Source organism: Acidiphilium sp. JA12-A1 (genome assembly GCF_000724705.2).
Taxonomy (GTDB): domain Bacteria; phylum Pseudomonadota; class Alphaproteobacteria; order Acetobacterales; family Acetobacteraceae; genus Acidiphilium; species Acidiphilium multivorum.
In genome coordinates, this window is record NZ_JFHO01000046.1 from 1 (window position 1) to 17,117 (window position 17,117).

The window sequence follows — 17,117 nt, forward strand, 5'->3', positions numbered from 1 at the left end:
CTCGCCGCGTCGACCCGCTCCGCCATCGCCCCGCTCGCATTGCAGGTGAGCAGTTCGGCCATGCCCTGGACGGAATCGACGAGATCGGCGCGCATCGTCGCCTGCAGCGCGACGGCGGCGCCGGCCGGGCGGCGGCCGAGGCCGAGGCTCGCCAGCGGCACCGCGACCCCGGCGACGACCAGCCCGAGCAGGAGCAGAAGCCCGGCCTCGGGCGAGACGATGGCGAAGCCGAGCGCCATGACCAGCGCCGCCGCCGCCGCGATCATGAAGGGCGAGGCGACGCGGAGGAAAAAATCGCCCAGCCGGTCGATATCGGCGACGAGGCGGGAGAGCAGGTCGCCGCCGCGCTCGCCGGCGAGGCCGACCGGGGCGAGCGGTTCGAGCCCGGCATAGGCGACCATGCGCAGCCGGGCGAGCAGGCGGAACGTCGCCTCGTGATCGACCAGCCTGCCGGCATAGCGGGCGAGCACGCGCAGGGTTGCGAAGAAGCGCACCCCGGCGGCCGGGGTGAAGAAGTTGAAGGCGTTCTGCGCCGCATAGCCGGCGACACCGACGACCCCGGTGGCGGCGAGGAACCAGCCGGAGAGCGCGAGCAGCGCGAAATTCGCCAGCACGGTGAGAACGCCGAGCCCGATGCCGGCGAGAACCCAGACCCGGTAGGGCGCGTAGAGGCGGAGCAGGCGGATCAGGTCGCGCATGGAGCCTCCGCGGCGCCGAGCAGGGCGGCATAGGCGCCGCCGCGGGCGAGCAGCTCGTCGTGCGTGCCGGATTCGGCGAGGCGCCCGCCCTCCAGCACCAGGATGCGGTCGGCCCGGCGGACGGTGGCGAGGCGGTGGGCGATCAGGATCGCGGTGCGGCCGCGGGCGAGGTCGGCGATGGCGGCGGCGATCTCGGCCTCGGTCTCGAGGTCGAGATGGGCGGTGGCCTCGTCGAGGATCAGCAGCGGGGTGTCGCGCAGGAAGGCGCGCGCGAGGGCGAGGCGCTGGACCTGGCCGCCGGACAGCCCGGCGCCGCCATCGCCGATGCGGGTTTCGATGCCGGCGGGCAGGCGGTCGATCTCGTCGAGCAGGCGGGCGCGGCGCAGGGCATCGCGCAGCGCCGCATCGTCCGCCTCCGGCCGGCCGAGGCGCAGGTTCTCGGCGATCGTGCCGGCGAAGACGCGGGGGGTCTGCGGCACATAGGCCAGCCGCGCCCACCACGCCTCGCGGTCGAGCGAGGCGAGCGCCGTGTCGCCGTTGACCATGACGGCGCCGGATTGCGGGGCGACGAAGCCGAGCAGGGCGGCGGCGAGTGTGGACTTGCCGGCGCCGGAGCGGCCGACGATGGCGGTGAGCGAGCCGGCGGGAAAGGCGCAGTCGATCCCGTGCAGCACCGTCTGGCCGGGTTCGTGGGCGATGGTGAGGCCGGCGCAGCGCAGCGATGGCGGGCCGGCGGGGGGAATGGCGCTGCCCCAGCTTGTGGCGGGCTTCGCGTCGAGCACGTCGAAGATGCGGCCGGCGGCGGCCAACGCCGTCATCCGCGCGTGATAATGGGTGGCGAGGCCGCGCAGGGGGAGAAAGAATTCCGGCACCAGCAGCAGCACGAAGAAGGCGGGAAAGAAGTCGATATGCCCGTGCAGCAGCCGCGCGCCGAACAGCACGGCGACCAGGGCGATCGAGAGCGAGGCGAAGAATTCCAGCACCGCCGAGGTGAGGAAGGCGACGCGCAGCCCGGCCATGGTGGCGCGGCGGTATTCATCGGCGATCCGCCCGATCAGCGCGATCTCGTCACGCGCCCGGCCGAACAGCCGCAGCGTGGTGATGCCCTGCACGGCATCGAGGAAGCGCGCGCTCATGGTCAGCAGTTCGCGCCATTGCCGGCGGTTGATCGCCTCGGCGCGGTAGCCGACGAAGACCATGAAGACCGGGATGATCGGGCCAGTGACGAGCAGGACCAGACCGCTGATCCAGTCGACCGGGAAGACGGCGGCGAGGATGGCGAGCGGGACCAGCGCGACCAGCGCCATCTGCGGCAGGTAGCGGGCGAGATAGGGCTCCAGCGCCTCGACCCCGTCGAGCATGGTGGCTGCGAGGTCGGCGCTGCGCTCGCCGGCGGCAAAGGCGGGGCCGAGGGCGAAGAGATGGTCGAGCAGCGCGCGGCGGAGCGAGAGCTTGACCGCGGCGGCGGCGTGGTGGGCGGCGAGTTCGGAGGCAAAGCTCAGCGCCGCGCGCAGGAGCAGAAGCCCGGCCAGGGAAGCGAGCGGCAGGGCCAGCGCGGCGGGGGCGGTGTGGCGAAAGATCAGCGCGGTGACGACATGGGCGAGCAGCAGCGCCTGGCCGATCACCGCGAGCCCGGCGGCGAATCCGAGCCCGATGGCGAGCGCGAGAAAGCGCCGCGCGCCCTGCCCCGCCGCGATCAGGCGGCGGTCGAGCGTGCGGCGGGGCGGGGCGGCGTCGTGGTTGTCTGCCTCGGTCAAGTCTGTCCTCTCACGCGGATCCGGCGGCCGCAGCGCCGGGCGCGGGCGGCGGACGGTTCACATGCGATGCCTGTTCTGGCATTGACATGAATCAATCGGTGTCGGGCAAGCCCTGTCCACGCTGGCCGGCCGGCGGAGGCTCCGGCCTCACGCAGGAATGACAGTCAAGGAGACCGGCCGGAATGGCGGCTTTGAAACGCAATCTCATTTTCGTGCTCGCCGCCATCATCACCGGACTGGTCTCCATCGCCTTCGGCATCGGCGTCGTCCGCGCGACGGCGCTGTTCCAGAACGTGACGGCGCAGCGCGGCTGGATCGTGTTCCTGCTCTGCCCGGCCGGGCTCGCGCTGATCGTCTATCTCACCCGGCAGGTGTTTCCCGGCGCGCAGGGCTCGGGCATTCCGCAGGCGATGGCCGGGTTGCAGATGCAGGATTCGGCCGATGTCGATTCGGTGCTGTCGCTGCGGATCGCGGTGGGCAAGTTCCTGCTCACCCTGATCGGCTTCGCCACCGGCGCGTCGATCGGCAAGGAAGGGCCGACGGTGCAGATCGGCTGTGCGGCGATGAACATTTGCGGGCGGATGGGGCTGGAGCGCACCCATGCGCTGCAACGGCTGCTGATCCTCGCCGGGGGTGCCGCGGGCATCACCTGCGCCTTCAACGCGCCGGTGGCCGGCATCGTCTTCGCGATCGAGGAGATGGCGCGCAGCTTCGACGACCGGCAGGTGCGCTCGATCATTCTCGCCGCCTTCGCCAGCGGCATCACCCTGCTCTTCGTCCTCGGCTACCAGCCTTATTTCGGCTTCTCGCACGCGGTGCTGAGGCTCGACTGGATCTGGCTGCTGATCCCGGTCTGCGCCGTGATCGGCGGGCTCGCGGGCGGGCTGTTCGCGCAGATCCTGGTGACGCCGTGGAAGTTCCTGCCCGGCACGGTCAACCGGCTCGCGCAGAAGCGGCCGGTGGTCTTCGCCGCCTTCTGCGGCCTCGTGCTCGCGGCGATCGGCTACGCCTCGCACGGGATGGTGTTCGATGCGAGCTATGCCAATGCGCGGGATGCGATGGTCTCGGGCGTGCTGCCGCCGGTCGATTTCGGGCCGCTGAAATTCCTCGCCACCCTGGTGTCGTATCTCTCGGGGATTCCGGGGGGGATTTTCGCGCCCTCGCTCGCCGTGGGCGTCGGTGTCGGCACGGCGTTCGTGCATCTGCTGCCGGGCCTGCCGGTGGCGGGATTCGCGATGGTCGGCATGGCCGGGTATTTCGCCGGCGTCGTGCAGTCGCCGCTGACGGCGGCGGTGATCGTGATCGAGATGACGTCCGATCCGTCGATGTCGGTGCCGGTGGGCATCGCCGCGATTCTCGGCACCATGGCCTCGCGGCTGGTCTGCAAGGAGCCGGTCTATCACGCGATGTCGCACCAGTTCCTGCGCGTCGTCGAAAACCGGCCGATGCCCAAGCCCAATACGGTCGAACCCGCCCCCGCCGCAGAGCATTGAGGCCCGCGCGGCGGCTTGCCTGAACCGCGCCGCAGCCGCATCTTCATCAACGAGGATCGATCTTCGGGAGACCGCCATGGATGCCGCCGAACTCCGCGCCCTGCAGGCGCCGCTGAAGCAGAAATACCGCGAGGACGCCGCCGCGGCGCGGATCGTCTCGCGCGCGGTGGGCGAGATCGTGCAGGGCGGGATCGCCTGCGTGGTGCGCGGCCATGACGGCGAGGTGACCGCCGGGCTGCACGAGGCGGCCGGCGGCGACGGCTCGCAGGCCTGTTCGGGCGACATGCTGCTGGAGGCGCTGGTCGCCTGCGCCGGGGTGACGCTCTCCGCCGTCGCCACCGCGATGGGGGTGATTGTGAAGCGCGGCAGCATCACCGCCGAGGGGGTGTGGGACGCGCGCGGCACGTTGGCGATCGACCGCGCCGCGCCGGTGGGTGTCACCGACATTTCGCTCCGCTTCGATCTCGACACCGATGCGGACGAGGCAACCGTGGCGCGGCTGATCCAGAGCACCGAGCGGCATTGCGTGATCCTGCAGACGCTGCGCAACCCGCCGCGGATCGAGGCGACGCGCGGCTGAACCCAATCAGCCGGGTTTTTGATCCGGCTGAGGTCAGTCAGCCGGGTTTTCGCGCCGGCTGAGGTCAGTCAGCCGGGTTTTTGATCCGGCTGAGGTCAATCAGCCGGGATCGAGGCGGAACAGGCCGGTCTCGCCGACATCGAGCGTGGTGAAACGCGCTGCCGGCAGGCCGGCGGCCTCACGGGCGGCGGCGAGGTCGCGCTCCGGGGCGTCGATCGCCTCGTCGGTGAGTTGGAACGTGCCGAAATGCATCCCCACCGCGCGGGCGGCCCCGAGCTCGGCGAAGGCGCGCACCGCATCCGCCGGGTTCATGTGGACATTGCCCATGAACCAGCGCGGCTCGTAGGCGCCGATCGGCAGCAAGGCGAGGCCGGGGCGGCCGAGGCGCTCGCGGATCATGCGGAAATAGCCGGTATAGCCGGTGTCGCCGGCGAAATAGAGCTGTCCGGCGGCGTGGCGCAGCATGAAACCGCCCCAGAGCGTGGTGTTGCGGTCGCGCAGGGTGCGGGCGGCGAAATGCCGCGCCGGGGTCAGGGTGATGCGGGTGCCGTGCAGCTCGGCATGGTGCCACCAGTCCAGTTCGGTGACCGGGCCGAGCCCCTTGTGGGTGAGAAAGGCGCGGTTGCCGAGCGGCGCGAAGATCGGGGTGCGGCCGAAGCGCGCGTGCAGGGCGGCGAGGGTCGGGATGTCGCAATGGTCGTAATGGTTGTGCGAGAGCAGGATCGCGTCCGGCTTCGGCATCGCGTCGAGCGTGAGGCCCGGCGGGCGGACCCGGCGCGGCCCGGCCCAGCCGACCGGCGAGCAGCGCTCCGACAGGATCGGGTCGGTCAGCAGCACGAGGCCCGGCAGGCGGATCAGGAAGCTCGCATGGCCGATGAACGTCACCGCCGCCTCGCCCTCCGCCACCTCGGCGGGCGGCGGAGCAAAGATCCGGTTTTCCACCCGGTCGGGCCATTTTGCCCGTCCCTCGCGCCGTGTCACCCAGCGGAGCATCGGGAAGCGGCCGGTGCGGCGGCGCGCACCTTCGGGGTTGAAGAAGCGCGCGCCGTCGTAATGATCCGAGACCGGGTAGGGCAAGGTCAGCCGAACGCCGCGTTGAAGGCGCCGCCATCGAGCAGCAGGTTCTGGCCGACGATGAAGCCCGCCTGTGCCGAGCAGAGGAAGGCGCAGGCATCGCCGAATTCCTCCGGCGTGCCGACGCGGCCGGTCGGGTTGGCGGCGGCGCGGGCGGCGAGTTCGTCCTCCACCGAGCGGCCGGAGGCGCGGGCGGCGGTGGCCGCGTTGTCGCGCAGCCGGTCGGTCATGAACGGGCCGGGGAGAAGATTGTTGATCGTCACGTTGTGCTTCGCGACCTGGCGGGCGAGGCCGGCGACGAAGCCGGTCAGCCCGGCGCGGGCGCCATTCGACAGGCCGAGGGCGGGGATCGGCGATTTCACCGCCGCCGAGGTGATGTTGACGATGCGGCCGAAGCGGCGCTCGATCATGCCATCGACCGTCGCACGGATCAGCGCGATCGGGGTGAGCATGTTGGCGCGCAGGGCGGCTTCCCAGTCGGCATCGGTGAACTTGCGGAAATCGCCGGCCGGCGGGCCGCCCGCGTTGTTGATCAGGATGTCCGGCGCGGGGCAGAGGGCGAGCGCCGCGGCGCGGCCCGATTCGGTGGTGATGTCGCCCGCCGCGATCTCGACCTTGACGCCGGTCTCGGCGCGGATCGCCGCCGCCGTTTCGGCCAACGCCGCCTCGCCGCGCGCGGTGATCACCAGATCCACGCCCTCGCGGGCGAGGGAAAACGCGACGGCGCGGCCGAGCCCCTTGCTCGCCGCGCACACGATCGCCCGCCTGCCCTTCAGTCCGAGTTCCATCTCTGCTCCCTTCCCTGTCCTGCTTGTGTCGAGGCCGCGTCCATAGCATCAGATGGGCGCGATACCGAATTCGACAGGGGACCATGACCACCGCCATGACCGAGCGCGCGCTGACCGGGCTGAAGGTGATCGACCTGACCAGGGTGCTGGGCGGGCCGTATTGCACGATGATCCTCGCCGATCACGGCGCGGACGTGATCAAGATCGAGCCGCCGCAGGGCGACGAGGTGCGCGACTGGGGGCCGCCCTTCCTCGAACGGGCGGACGGAGCGCGGGATGCGAGCTATTTCCTCGGCGCCAACCGCAACAAGCGGGCGATGACGCTCGACCTCGCGCACGAGCAGGGCCGCGCGGTGCTTCTGCGGCTGCTGGAGGACGCCGACGTGCTGGTGGAGAATTTCAAGCCCGGCACGCTGGAGAAATGGAATATCGGGCAGGCGGCGCTGGCCCCGCGCTTTCCGCGCCTCGTGCATTGCCGGATCTCGGGGTTCGGCGCCGACGGACCGTTCGGCGGGCTGCCGGGCTATGACGCGGTGGTGCAGGCGATGACCGGGCTGATGACCATCAACGGCCGTCCCGGCGAGGGGCCGCTCAGGATGGGCACGCCGGTGGTCGATCTCGCGACCGGGCTGTATTCGGCGATCGGCATCCTGATGGCGTTGCAGGAGCGGCAGCGCTCGGGGCGCGGCCAGTTCATCGACATGACGCTGCACGATGCGGGCATGGCGCTGCTGCATCCGGCGGCGGCGAACTACCTGCTCAACGGCAAGCGGCCGGCGGCGACCGGCAATGCCCATCCGAACATCGCCCCCTATGACACCTTCCCCACCGCGACCTGCGAGATCTTCGTCGCCGGCGGCAATGACGGGCAGTTCCGCAAGCTTTGCGCGCTGCTGGAGCGGCCGGACATCGCCGCCGATCCGCGCTTCGCCACCAATGCCGACCGTCTCGCCAACCGCGCGGCGATGACCGCGGCGCTGACCGAGGCCCTCGCCGCGCATGACGGCGAGGCGCTGGCCGAGCGGATGATCCGCGCCGGGATTCCCGCCGGGCCGGTGCGGCCGGTGGACGCGGCGCTGGAGAGCGCGCATGCGCGGCATCGCGGCATGGTGGCGGAACTGGACGGGGTGCGCACGCTGGGCACGCCGATCAAGTTCTCCCGCACGCCGGGCGGGCCGCACGCGCCGCCGCCCGGCTTTGCCGCGCATCTCGACGAGATCCTCGCCGAGCATGGCTATACCGAGGCCGAGATCGCCGCGCTGGAGGCGGCGGGCGCGATCCGCCGGGTGCGGCGCGCCTGATTTTTTTCTCCGCCGCGGCGCGGGGCTGGTCCCTGCCCTGCCCCGCGCGGGGCGGGGTCAGTGGATCAGGATGTAGTGGATGGTTGCCGTTACCTGCTCGGATTTCGCTTTCGAGCCTGGCGGGAATTTCGGCACATGCGCGCCGTTGAACAGACCGTACCACGCCATGTCGAGCAGCGGCGCGCCGGAGCGGCGGACCATGCGCAGGTCGATCACCCGCCCGTCGGGCAACACGGTGAAGCTGACCGTCACCGAGCCCTGCTGGCCCTGGGCGGCGGCACCCTCGGGGTAATAGTCGTGGGTGTTCACCCATTTGTTGAATGCGCTCTGCCAGTCCGGACCGGCCTTGCCCTTGAAGACGATGTCCGGCGCGTGCCGGTTGAAGTCGGGTGCTGCGGGGGCGAGGTTGAGCGCCGTGCTGCGGTGGGCGAGCGCGGTGGTCGGCCGGGTGCCGAACGACATGCCGTTCATCACCATGTAGGAGTGGCGCGGCGCGGGCCGGGCCTGGTGCGGCGGTGACTTCGGCACCGGCGGCGCCTGCGGGATGATGGCGGCCTGCATCGCCGGCGGGGTGAAGGTCTTCATGTTGAGATGAACCGCCGGCGGCGGGGCGGGCGACGGTGCCGGCCGAGGCGCCGGTTGCGGCTGTGGCGGCGGCGCGGCCATGGGCGGCGGCGGCGGCAGGTTCGGCACCGCGTTCGGCGCATGGGTCGGCGTCTTCGGCGCGGCGTTCCGCTTCGCGGTGTGGGTGAGGCCGGAATTCTGGAACACGACCGCGATGCCGGATTCGGGTTGCGGCTCCGGCAGCCGGCGGGAATGCACCACGTAGAGCAGCAGCAGCAGGATCGCCGCGTGCAGGGCCAGCGAAACCGGCAGGGGAATGCGCCAGCGCGGCCGCCGCCGCCTCTCCCGCGTCATCGGCGGCGGCGCGGCACCAAGCGCCGCGCCGCCGGCCCGGACCGGATCAGTAATGCGGATAGGCGTAGTAGCCGGGCGGCGCGTAGGCGGGCGCGCCGTAGTTGTAGGCCGGTCCGTATCCGCGCGCATAGCCTTCCATCTTGTTGCCGTGCGCCACCATACACTGCGCATAGGCCACGTTGTAGCGCGCCTGCATCGAGTCCGCCGCGTTCTGGGCGTTGCCCCCGCCCATGGCGCTGCCGAGCAGCAGGCCGGAGCCCGCGCCGATCGCGGCGCCGGTGCCGGCATTGCCGCCCGCGGCGCCGAGCAGCGCGCCGGCCGCGGCACCGAGCAGCGTGCCGCCGACCGCCGTGTTGGTGGCCGACTGGCCGGCGGCCTGCGCCTCGGCCGGGTTGATCTGGCGGCTCGCGTAATAACGGCAGAGCGAGTCGTCATGGCGGAACTGGTCGAACGAGACGCCCGGCCCGGGCATCGAGACGACGCTCGGCCCGCTCGGCGGCGCCACGGCGCAGCCGGCGAGCAGAAGGGCGATGGCGGCGGCGGCAGGCAGAACTGGCTTCATGTCCTTCATCCTGTTGGTTGTAGCCCCGTCCAGATAGTTGGCGCGCGGGCGGCGGAACGCAACGGCGATCGCCCGCGAGGCAGGCCGCCGGCCGTGAGGCGCGTCACAGCCCGTCGAAGAATTCCTTCACCTTGGCGAAGAATCCCTCGTGTTCCGGGCTGCCGGAGGCGGTGTTGCCGGCCTCGCGCTCGAATTCCTCGAGCAGTTCGCGCTGGCGCTTCGTCAGGTTCTGCGGCGTCTCGACCGCGACCTGGATATACATGTCGCCCCGCGCCGTGCTGCGCAGCACCGAGAACCCCTTGCCGCGCAGGCGGAACTGGTCGCCCGTCTGGGTGCCGGCGGGGATCTTGACGCGGGCGCGCGTGCCGTCGATCGCCGGAACCTCGATCTCGCCGCCGAGGGCGGCCTGGGCCATGCGCAGCGGCACACGGCAGAACACGTTGGCGCCATCGCGCTGGAAGATCGGGTGCGGGCGGATCGAGACATGAACGTAGAGATCGCCGGGCGACGCGCCGCGGCCGCCGGCCTCGCCCTCGCCGGAGAGGCGGATGCGCGTGCCGTCCTCGACGCCGGCGGGAATGGTGACCGAGAGCGTGCGCTCGCGCGGCACGGTGCCGGCGCCGGAGCAGACCCGGCAGGGATTGCGCACGGTGCGGCCGGCGCCACCGCAGGTCGGGCAGGTGCGCTCGACGACGAAGAAGCCCTGCTGGGCGCGCACCCTGCCGGCGCCGCCACAGGTCGGGCAGGTGTCGTTCGCGGCGGACTTGTCGGCCGAGCCGGTGCCCGAACAGGCATCGCAGGACACGCGCGTGGGCACGCGGATCTCGGTCTTGGTGCCGGTGAAGGCCTGGGTCAGGTCGATCTCGACGGCGGCGCGCAGGTCGGCGCCCGCGCGCTCGGTGCGGCCACCGCGGCGGCCGCCCATCGCCTCGCCGAACATTTGCTCGAAAATGTCGCCGATGCCGCCCTCGAACCCGCCGAAGCCGCCGAACCCGCCGCCGAAGCCGCCGGCCCCCGGCCCGCCGCCATTCTCGAACGCGGCATGGCCGAAGCGGTCATAGGCGGCGCGCTTCTGCTCGTCCTTGAGGACGTCGTAGGCTTCGTTGATGTCCTTGAATTTCTGCTCGGCCGCGGCGTCGCCCGGGTTGCGGTCCGGGTGGTACTGCATCGCCAGCTTGCGATAGGCCTTCTTCAGCTCATCGGCCGAAGCGCCCCGCGACACGCCGAGAAGTTCGTAATAATCCGTCTTCGCCATGGTCCCGGCTTAACCCCGACAATCTCTGAAACAAGAATGTCCCGGACCATTGCTGGCCCGGGACTGGTAACCGTCTATCGCGCGGCGGACGACGTCACGCGGACTTCTTCTTGTCGTCGACATCCTCGAATTCGGCGTCGACCACCTTGTCGCCCGGCGCGGCCGTCTCGGCGCCCGGCTGGGCGGCGCCGGCCTCGGCCTGCGCCTTGTACATCGCCTCGCCAATCCGCATGGCGACCTGGGTCAGCCGCTCGGTGGCCGACTTGATCGCCTCGAGATCGCTGCCCTCCAGCGCGGAGCGCACCGCGGCGATCGCTGCCTCGGCCTCGCCCTTGTCCTGGGCGGAGACCTTGCCCTCGTTGTCCTTCAGCGTCTTCTCGGTCTGGTGGACGAGGCCGTCGGCATGGTTGCGGGCATCGACCAGCTCGCGCTTGGCCTTGTCGGCCGCGGCGTTCGCCTCGGCGTCCTTCACCATGCGCTCGATATCGGTGTCCGACAGGCCGCCGGAGGCCTGGATGCGGATCTGCTGCTCCTTGCCGGTCGCCTTGTCCTTCGCCGAGACGGAGACGATGCCGTTGGCGTCGATGTCGAAGGTGACCTCGATCTGCGGCACCCCGCGCGGGGCCGGGGGAATGCCGGTCAGGTCGAAATTGCCGAGCAGCTTGTTGTCCGCCGCCATCTCGCGCTCGCCCTGGTAGACCTTGATGGTCACGGCGGTCTGGTTGTCGTCGGCGGTGGAGAAGGTCTGGCTCTTCTTGGTCGGGATCGTGGTGTTGCGGTCGATCAGGCGGGTGAACACGCCGCCCAGCGTCTCGATGCCGAGCGAGAGCGGGGTGACGTCGAGCAGGAGGACGTCCTTGACGTCGCCCTTGAGCACCGCGCCCTGGATGGCGGCGCCGATGGCGACCACCTCGTCGGGGTTGACGTTGCGGGCGGGTTCCTTGCCGAAGAAGGTCTTCACCGTCTCGATGACCTTGGGCATGCGGGTCATGCCGCCGACCAGGATCACCTCGTCGATCTCGCCGGCGGTGACACCGGCATCCTTCAGCGCCGCGCGGCACGGGCCGAGCGTGCGCTCGACCAGATCATCCACGAGGCTTTCGAGCTTGGCACGGGTCAGCTTCATCACGAGATGCTTCGGCCCCGAGGCGTCGGCGGTGATGAAGGGCAGGTTGATCTCGGTCTCCTTCGAGGAGGACAGCTCGATCTTCGCCTTTTCAGCGGCTTCCTTCAGGCGCTGGAGGGCGAGCTTGTCCTTGCGCAGGTCGATGCCCTGCTCGCGCTTGAACTCCTCGGCCAGGTAGTCGATCACGCGCTGGTCGAAATCCTCGCCGCCGAGGAAGGTGTCGCCGTTGGTGGACTTCACCTCGAACACGCCGTCGCCCAGTTCGAGGATCGAGATGTCGAACGTGCCGCCGCCGAGGTCGTAGACCGCGATCGTGCCGCCCTGCTTCTTGTCCATGCCGTAGGCGAGGGCCGCCGCCGTCGGTTCGTTGATGATGCGCAGCACCTCGAGCCCGGCGATCTTGCCGGCGTCCTTGGTGGCCTGGCGCTGGGCGTCGTTGAAATAGGCCGGGACGGTGATGACCGCCTGGGTCACGGCTTCGCCGAGATAGGCCTCGGCGGTTTCCTTCATCTTGGTCAGCACGAAGGACGAGATCTGGCTCGGCGCGTAGCGCTGGCCGCGCGACTCGACCCAGGCATCGCCATTGTCGCCGCGCACGATATTGTACGAGACGAGTCCCTTGTCCTTCTCGACGGTGGGATCGTCATAGCGGCGGCCGATCAGGCGCTTGACCGCATACAGCGTGTTCGTCGGGTTGGTGACCGCCTGACGCTTGGCGGACTGGCCGACCAGACGCTCGTTGCTCTCGGAGAAGGCGACCATCGACGGTGTCGTGCGTGCGCCCTCGCTGTTCTCGATCACGCGGACATCCTTGCCCTCCATGATCGCGACGCAGGAATTCGTGGTGCCGAGGTCGATACCGATGACCTTACTCATAGAAACGCTCCTTTCAGCGGGTGAGCCGGACCCGAAGCATCGGGCGCACCCCTATTGTTTCACCCCGTTGATGTATTGAACCACCCCCGAAGGCACAAGGGGCGGCCGGCCGGCGGCTGCGGAAATTTAGCCGCCCGGCGTTAACGAAAACTCAAGGCTCACGCCTCGATATCCAGCGGCTTGCCCGCCTGCGCCCTGGCGACGACGACCATCGCCGGCTTGAGCAGGCGGCCGTTCAGCGTCCAGGTGCGGCTCCAGGCCTGGATCACCGTGCCCGGCGGGGCATCGGATGTCTCCTGCTCGCCCATCGCCTGGTGCTTGTCGGCGTCGAATGTCGCGCCCATCGCCTCCTCGGCGCGGATGCCGTGGCGTTCGAGCATGGCGATGAAGCTGCGCTCCACCCCGGCGAAACCGTCGCGCAGCCTGGCGAGCAGTGGCGACTCGCCCTCCTGCGGCGGCGGCAGCGCATCCAGCCCGCGGCGAAGGTTCTCGGCGGTCTCGGCAACGTCGGCGGCGAATTTCTGCACGGCGTAGAGCCGCGCATCCTCCACCTCGCGCCGCGTGCGGGCCCGCAGGTTCTCCATCTCCGCCTGCGCGCGCACCCATTTGTCCCGCAGATCGGCGGACTCCGCCTCGAGGGCGGCGATCCGCTCGCGGGCGGCGGCAAGCTGCTCGGCCTCGGAAGCGGGCGCCCTCTCGCTGCCGGCCTCCAAGGGATCCGCCCCCGCGTCGAGCACGGGTTCGGCGTTCAGCGTGTCTTCGGTCATGCGCCGCAATTAGGACACGGCCCGACCCTGCACAAGGGCCGGCGCGGTCGGATGGCCGCGGAACGAAAGCCGCAACGATTACAATTTTTAATTTTGGGCGTTACATGACCACACGTATAACGTGCATATGCCAATTGCCGATCTCCGCCCGACCGACCTTCCGCGTTCCCCTGTCGATGCCGTCTTCCGGCGCATGATCGCGAGCCGCGACGAAAAGATCGCGGGATTGCAGGACCGGATTCTCGACCTCGAGGAAAGGCTGCGCCGGCAGGAGGCCCGCCATGCGCTGGACGCGGTGCACGCCGCGGCGCTCGCCCGGCTGAACGCCGAACTGGTCTGGCCCGATGGGCCCTGGCCGGTGCGCGCCGTGCTGCCGCTCGCCCGGCTGATCCGCCGCGTTACCCGGCGTTGAACGACACGTCGCGCTGCCGGCGCATCAGGTGCTCGCCGGCATCGACATAGAGCGTGGTGCCGGTGACCGACGGGGTTTCGACGATGAAACGCACCGCGCGCGCGATGTCCTCCGGCTGCGAGCCGCGCCGCAGCGGTGTTGCGCTCTGGCCGCGGCGGAAATTCTCCTCGCTCTGCTTCGCGGCGATCAGCGTCAGCCCCGGGGCGACACCGCAGACCCGGATCGCCGGCGCCAGCGCCATCGCGAGCATCTCGGTCGCCGCGGCGAGGGCGGCCTTGGACAGCGTATAGGCGAAGAAATCCGGGTTCAGGTTCGCGAGTTTCTGGTCGAGCAGGTTGACGATCACGCCCTGCCGGTCGCCGATCCGTGCCGCCATGTCGCGCGCCAGCAGCACCGGCGCGGCGAGGTTCGGCGCCATGTGGGCGGCGATCGAGGCGGCGGTGACGCTGGCGGCGGAATCGAACTCGAAGCGCGAGGCGTTGTTGACCAGCACGCTGATCGGCCCGGCCAGCGCCTCGGCCCGCGCGATCAGGGATTCGACCGCCGCCGGATCGGCGAGGTCGGCGGCCAGGACATGCGCCACCCCGCCCTGGGCGCGCAGCTCGGCGGCAAGGGCTTCGGCCTTGCCGGGCGAGGCGCGGTGGTGGATGACGACCGGAAAGCCGGCCTGCGACAGGCTGCGGACGATCGCGGCCCCCAGCCGCTTCGCGCCGCCCGTCACGAGCGCCGCGCCCTCGAACGGGGCGGTCATGGGAACAGCGCCGCGGCGAGGGCGGCGGGATCGTCGAGCAGCGCGGTCGGGCGCGGGGCGAGCAGGTCGAACAGCCGCGCGGTGCCGAAAGCGGCGAGATCGACATCCATCATGTCGGCGACCATCGCCTCGTAGTTGTCCTCGAGGCGGCGGCTCGCCGGATCGAGCCCGGTGACCAGCAGCAGCCCGGTCGGCGGGGCATCCAGCGCCAGCAGCCGCAGCTCCGGCCGGTAGCGGCGCAGCAGCACGGCGACCTTCCAGACATCGCCGGCCCACCAGCCGGGCACCACGGCGTCGCGGCGCAGGTCGGGGTTCTGGTCGCGGTTGGTGATGCGCGGGTCGATCGGCAGGCAGTCATGCAGCGCGATCACGCTGCGCCCGTGGCAGACATGCTCGGTGTTGACGATGTCGCGGAGCAGGAACTCGAAGCGGTGCATCCCGTCCAGGAAGGCGAAATCGACCGGGCCGCCGAGCAGCGCCAGCGGGTCGCGCCGGGCGAAGAAATCGTCGCTCGTGCAGGCGAAGAGATGGCAGGCGGGCTTGCCGGCGAGCACGTCGCGGTCGAGCCGGAAATCGGGGTCGATCGCGAGGCTCTCGGCTTCCGCCAAGGCCAGCGACTCGCCGCGCCAGACGCCGATCTCGAGATAGCGGCGCGGTGCAAGGGCACGGTGCAGCCGGCCGAGGCAGTCGAGATAGTCCGCACCCTGGTGGTGCGCCATCACCTCCGGCGCCGGCACGTTCATCGCGCCGTGCCGCGCGCCTGGCCGAGTTCGGACGGCGTCATCTGGAAGCCGACCAGCACCTGCTGCGCGGCGCTGCGCGGCGCGTTCGGGAAATCGAGCCGGATCGGCTTCGTGGTGGCGACGGCCTGCGTCGCGCCGTTGCGGAAATCGAAGCGCACCGGATAGACCTGCTTGGCGATGATGCTGTCGCCCTCGGTGATCGCCACGAAATACGGCAATGTGAAGTCGTCCTGCCGGGCGGCGAGGCCCTTGGTCGCGGCGAAGCCGATGCGGAAGACGACACGCTCGCCATGATGGCCGCGCGCGGTGCACTTGCCGGCGACGCCGGTGACCCTGGCATCGATGATCCGGGCCGCGACCTCGTCGGACGGGCCGGCGCTGCGGACCAGGCGGCTCGCCTGCTGGAGCACGGCGACCTGCGGGCAGTCGAGCTTCGGGCCGGACCCGCCGGCGCAGGCGGCAAGAGCGAGCGGGACGAACAGGGCGGCAAGGCGGGCGATGCGGGTCAACTCTGTCTCCATCCGATTTGTCGGTTCTCCCTTGCCATCAAATCGGCGATCGGTCATCTCCCGGGGCCATGGCAGTCTATACGGAAGTGACGGACGACGCGCTGGCCGCGTTCCTCGAAGGATACGACATCGGCCGCATGGTCGCGTTCCGCGGCATCGCCGAGGGGGTCGAGAACAGCAATTATTCGCTGCGCACCACCGAGGGCGACTTCATCCTCACGCTCTACGAACGGCGGGTCGACCCGGCGGACCTGCCCTGGTTTCTCGGGCTGATGGAACATCTCGCCGCGAAATCCCTGCCCTGCCCGCTGCCGGTGCGCGCGCGCGACGGCGCCAATCTCAATCCGCTGGCCGGGCGGATCGCGGCGATCACCACCTTCCTGCCCGGCGTGTGGCCGCGGCGGCCGACGGTCGCGCATTGCGGCCCGCTCGGCGCGGCGATGGCGCGGATGCATCTCGCCGGCGAGGATTACGCGCCGACCCGCGCCAACGCGCTCGGCCCGCAGGGCTGGCCGCCGCTGCTCGCGCGCTGCGGCGACAGCGGCGATGCGGTGCGGCCGGGCCTGACCGGCGAGGTTCGCACGGCGCTGGACGCCACCCTCGCCGCCTGGCCGGGAGCGCTGCCGCGCGGGCACATCCATGCCGACCTGTTCCCCGACAACGTGTTCTTCCTCGACCACGCGATCTCGGGGCTGATCGATTTCTATTTCGCCGCGACCGACCTTTACGCCTACGACATCGCGGTGTGCCTCAACGCCTGGTGCTTCGAGCCGGATTTCAGCTTCAACATCACCAAGTCGCGCGCGCTGCTGCGCGGCTACCAGGCGGTCCGCCCGCTCTCGGCCGCCGAGACCGAGGCGCTGCCGGTGCTCTGCCGGGGGGCGGCGATCCGCTTCCTGCTCACCCGGCTCTATGACTGGATCAACACGCCGGACGACGCGCTGGTGACGCGCAAGGACCCGCTCGACTATTACTGGCGCCTGCGCTTTCACCTGCAGGCGGGATCGGCGGCCGATTATGGCGTCTGAGCCGGGCGGACTGGTCGAGATCTGGACCGATGGCGGCTGCAAGCCCAATCCGGGCGCCGGCGGCTGGGCGGCGGTGCTGCGCTTCGGCGCGGCGGAGCGGGAAATGTCCGGCGCCGAGCGCGAGACCACCAACAACCGCATGGAACTGACCGCCGCCGCCGCCGCGCTGGAAGCGCTGAAGCGCCCGTGCCGGGTGAAGCTGCACACCGACAGCGAATATCTGCGCAACGGCATCACCCGCTGGCATACCGGCTGGGTGCGGCGGAACTGGCGCAACGCGCAGGGCGACCCGGTGGCGAATTACGAGCTCTGGCAGCGAGTGCTGGCCGCGGCGAAGCCGCACGAGATCGAATGGATCTGGGTGCGCGGCCATGCCGGCGACCCGATGAACGAGCGGGTCGACCAGCTCGCCACCGCAGCCCGCGAGGCGATGCTCCGCGAGCCGGCGGAGACGTCCACGGCCCGCAGGTAACCGCCCG

General features: G+C 70.6%; 17 protein-coding genes and 1 pseudogene. 6 read left to right on the forward strand and 12 right to left on the reverse strand.

Annotation, left to right across the window (positions count from 1 at the left end; all coding sequences use genetic code 11):
• Positions 1-698 (reverse strand): annotated as a pseudogene (locus tag RT91_RS09135) (thiol reductant ABC exporter subunit CydC); the annotation flags it as partial.
• Entirely contained in the window at positions 686-2,455 is a 1,770-nt protein-coding gene (gene cydD, locus RT91_RS09140; RefSeq protein ID WP_011942389.1) for a thiol reductant ABC exporter subunit CydD, read from the reverse strand. The pseudogene RT91_RS09135 and the gene cydD, both read right to left, overlap by 13 nt.
• 182 nt (positions 2,456-2,637) lie before the next feature.
• Here cydD and RT91_RS09145 point away from each other — a divergent pair, with 182 nt between their 5' ends.
• Both RT91_RS09145 and RT91_RS09150 read left to right on the forward strand, forming a co-directional pair.
• The gene (locus RT91_RS09145; RefSeq protein ID WP_011942390.1) at positions 2,638-3,948 is read left to right on the forward strand and encodes a chloride channel protein; all 1,311 of its coding nucleotides are present in this window, start codon (positions 2,638-2,640) and stop codon (positions 3,946-3,948) included.
• 76 nt (positions 3,949-4,024) lie between these two features.
• Entirely contained in the window at positions 4,025-4,528 is a 504-nt protein-coding gene (locus RT91_RS09150; RefSeq protein WP_035186945.1) for an OsmC family protein, read from the forward strand.
• Positions 4,529-4,627: 99 nt separating this feature from the next.
• On the opposite strand, the gene RT91_RS09155 is transcribed toward RT91_RS09150, so the two are convergent.
• Together RT91_RS09155 and RT91_RS09160 are read right to left on the reverse strand one after the other, a co-directional pair.
• Positions 4,628-5,605 (reverse strand): MBL fold metallo-hydrolase, encoded by a 978-nt coding sequence (locus tag RT91_RS09155; protein WP_035186947.1) that lies wholly within the window; start codon positions 5,603-5,605, stop codon positions 4,628-4,630.
• Between the two features lie 2 nt (positions 5,606-5,607).
• Complete coding sequence (locus RT91_RS09160; protein ID WP_011942393.1) at positions 5,608-6,390, reverse strand: SDR family oxidoreductase; 783 nt, start codon at positions 6,388-6,390, stop codon at positions 5,608-5,610.
• Between the two features lie 83 nt (positions 6,391-6,473).
• Between RT91_RS09160 and RT91_RS09165 the strand changes: the two genes are divergently transcribed.
• A complete protein-coding gene (locus RT91_RS09165; RefSeq protein ID WP_035186949.1) occupies positions 6,474-7,691 on the forward strand; it encodes a CaiB/BaiF CoA-transferase family protein in 1,218 nt (405 codons plus the stop codon).
• Positions 7,692-7,748: 57 nt separating this feature from the next.
• On the opposite strand, the gene RT91_RS09170 is transcribed toward RT91_RS09165, so the two are convergent.
• From RT91_RS09170 to RT91_RS09190, 5 genes are all read right to left on the reverse strand, one after another.
• A complete protein-coding gene (locus RT91_RS09170; protein WP_035186952.1) occupies positions 7,749-8,609 on the reverse strand; it encodes an energy transducer TonB in 861 nt (286 codons plus the stop codon).
• A 46-nt stretch (positions 8,610-8,655) separates the two neighbouring features.
• Entirely contained in the window at positions 8,656-9,171 is a 516-nt protein-coding gene (locus tag RT91_RS09175; protein WP_035186982.1) for a glycine zipper family protein, read from the reverse strand.
• 103 nt (positions 9,172-9,274) lie between these two features.
• Entirely contained in the window at positions 9,275-10,426 is a 1,152-nt protein-coding gene (gene dnaJ / locus RT91_RS09180) for a molecular chaperone DnaJ (protein WP_007421612.1), read from the reverse strand.
• A gap of 94 nt (positions 10,427-10,520) precedes the next feature.
• Positions 10,521-12,428 carry a molecular chaperone DnaK gene (dnaK, locus tag RT91_RS09185; RefSeq protein ID WP_007421611.1) on the reverse strand — a complete coding sequence of 636 codons (1,908 nt, stop codon included), beginning with the start codon at positions 12,426-12,428 and terminating at the stop codon, positions 10,521-10,523.
• A gap of 158 nt (positions 12,429-12,586) precedes the next feature.
• Positions 12,587-13,195 (reverse strand): nucleotide exchange factor GrpE, encoded by a 609-nt coding sequence (locus RT91_RS09190; protein WP_007421610.1) that lies wholly within the window; start codon positions 13,193-13,195, stop codon positions 12,587-12,589.
• A 127-nt stretch (positions 13,196-13,322) separates the two neighbouring features.
• Here RT91_RS09190 and RT91_RS09195 point away from each other — a divergent pair, with 127 nt between their 5' ends.
• Entirely contained in the window at positions 13,323-13,607 is a 285-nt protein-coding gene (locus RT91_RS09195; protein ID WP_011942396.1) for a hypothetical protein, read from the forward strand.
• Here the strand turns inward: RT91_RS09195 and RT91_RS09200 are convergent.
• From RT91_RS09200 to RT91_RS09210, 3 genes are read right to left on the reverse strand one after another with little or no spacing between them, the layout of a single operon-like run.
• On the reverse strand, positions 13,594-14,358 hold the full coding sequence (locus RT91_RS09200) for an SDR family oxidoreductase (RefSeq protein WP_035186954.1): 765 nt from the start codon (positions 14,356-14,358) through the stop codon (positions 13,594-13,596). The two genes, RT91_RS09195 and RT91_RS09200, sit on opposite strands and share 14 nt — an antisense overlap.
• Entirely contained in the window at positions 14,355-15,101 is a 747-nt protein-coding gene (locus RT91_RS09205; RefSeq protein WP_013640131.1) for a class I SAM-dependent methyltransferase, read from the reverse strand. Before RT91_RS09205 ends, RT91_RS09200 begins: the two co-directional genes overlap by 4 nt.
• Complete coding sequence (locus RT91_RS09210; protein ID WP_231844324.1) at positions 15,098-15,610, reverse strand: hypothetical protein; 513 nt, start codon at positions 15,608-15,610, stop codon at positions 15,098-15,100. Before RT91_RS09210 ends, RT91_RS09205 begins: the two co-directional genes overlap by 4 nt.
• A 68-nt stretch (positions 15,611-15,678) precedes the next feature.
• On the opposite strand from RT91_RS09210, the gene RT91_RS09215 reads away from it, so the two are divergent.
• Together RT91_RS09215 and rnhA are read left to right on the forward strand one after the other, a co-directional pair.
• Positions 15,679-16,638 (forward strand): homoserine kinase, encoded by a 960-nt coding sequence (locus tag RT91_RS09215; protein ID WP_011942400.1) that lies wholly within the window; start codon positions 15,679-15,681, stop codon positions 16,636-16,638.
• On the forward strand, positions 16,628-17,110 hold the full coding sequence (gene rnhA, locus RT91_RS09220; protein WP_007421928.1) for a ribonuclease HI: 483 nt from the start codon (positions 16,628-16,630) through the stop codon (positions 17,108-17,110). The genes RT91_RS09215 and rnhA overlap by 11 nt, the downstream gene beginning before the upstream one ends.
• Positions 17,111-17,117 lie beyond the last annotated feature (7 nt).

Excerpts from the sequence above, each read along its gene's own strand:
- RT91_RS09145 (WP_011942390.1), top strand. The coding sequence starts at position 2,638 with ATGGCGGCTTTGAAACGCAATCTCATTTTCGTGCTCGCCGCCATCATC.
- RT91_RS09150 (WP_035186945.1), top strand. The coding sequence starts at position 4,025 with ATGGATGCCGCCGAACTCCGCGCCCTGCAGGCGCCGCTGAAGCAGAAA.
- RT91_RS09160 (WP_011942393.1), bottom strand. The coding sequence starts at position 6,390 with ATGGAACTCGGACTGAAGGGCAGGCGGGCGATCGTGTGCGCGGCGAGC.
- RT91_RS09165 (WP_035186949.1), top strand. The coding sequence starts at position 6,474 with ATGACCACCGCCATGACCGAGCGCGCGCTGACCGGGCTGAAGGTGATC.
- RT91_RS09170 (WP_035186952.1), bottom strand. The coding sequence starts at position 8,609 with ATGACGCGGGAGAGGCGGCGGCGGCCGCGCTGGCGCATTCCCCTGCCG.
- RT91_RS09175 (WP_035186982.1), bottom strand. The coding sequence starts at position 9,171 with ATGAAGCCAGTTCTGCCTGCCGCCGCCGCCATCGCCCTTCTGCTCGCC.
- dnaJ (WP_007421612.1), bottom strand. The coding sequence starts at position 10,426 with ATGGCGAAGACGGATTATTACGAACTTCTCGGCGTGTCGCGGGGCGCT.
- dnaK (WP_007421611.1), bottom strand. The coding sequence starts at position 12,428 with ATGAGTAAGGTCATCGGTATCGACCTCGGCACCACGAATTCCTGCGTC.
- RT91_RS09190 (WP_007421610.1), bottom strand. The coding sequence starts at position 13,195 with ATGACCGAAGACACGCTGAACGCCGAACCCGTGCTCGACGCGGGGGCG.
- RT91_RS09195 (WP_011942396.1), top strand. The coding sequence starts at position 13,323 with ATGCCAATTGCCGATCTCCGCCCGACCGACCTTCCGCGTTCCCCTGTC.
- RT91_RS09200 (WP_035186954.1), bottom strand. The coding sequence starts at position 14,358 with ATGACCGCCCCGTTCGAGGGCGCGGCGCTCGTGACGGGCGGCGCGAAG.
- RT91_RS09205 (WP_013640131.1), bottom strand. The coding sequence starts at position 15,101 with ATGAACGTGCCGGCGCCGGAGGTGATGGCGCACCACCAGGGTGCGGAC.
- RT91_RS09215 (WP_011942400.1), top strand. The coding sequence starts at position 15,679 with ATGGCAGTCTATACGGAAGTGACGGACGACGCGCTGGCCGCGTTCCTC.
- rnhA (WP_007421928.1), top strand. The coding sequence starts at position 16,628 with ATGGCGTCTGAGCCGGGCGGACTGGTCGAGATCTGGACCGATGGCGGC.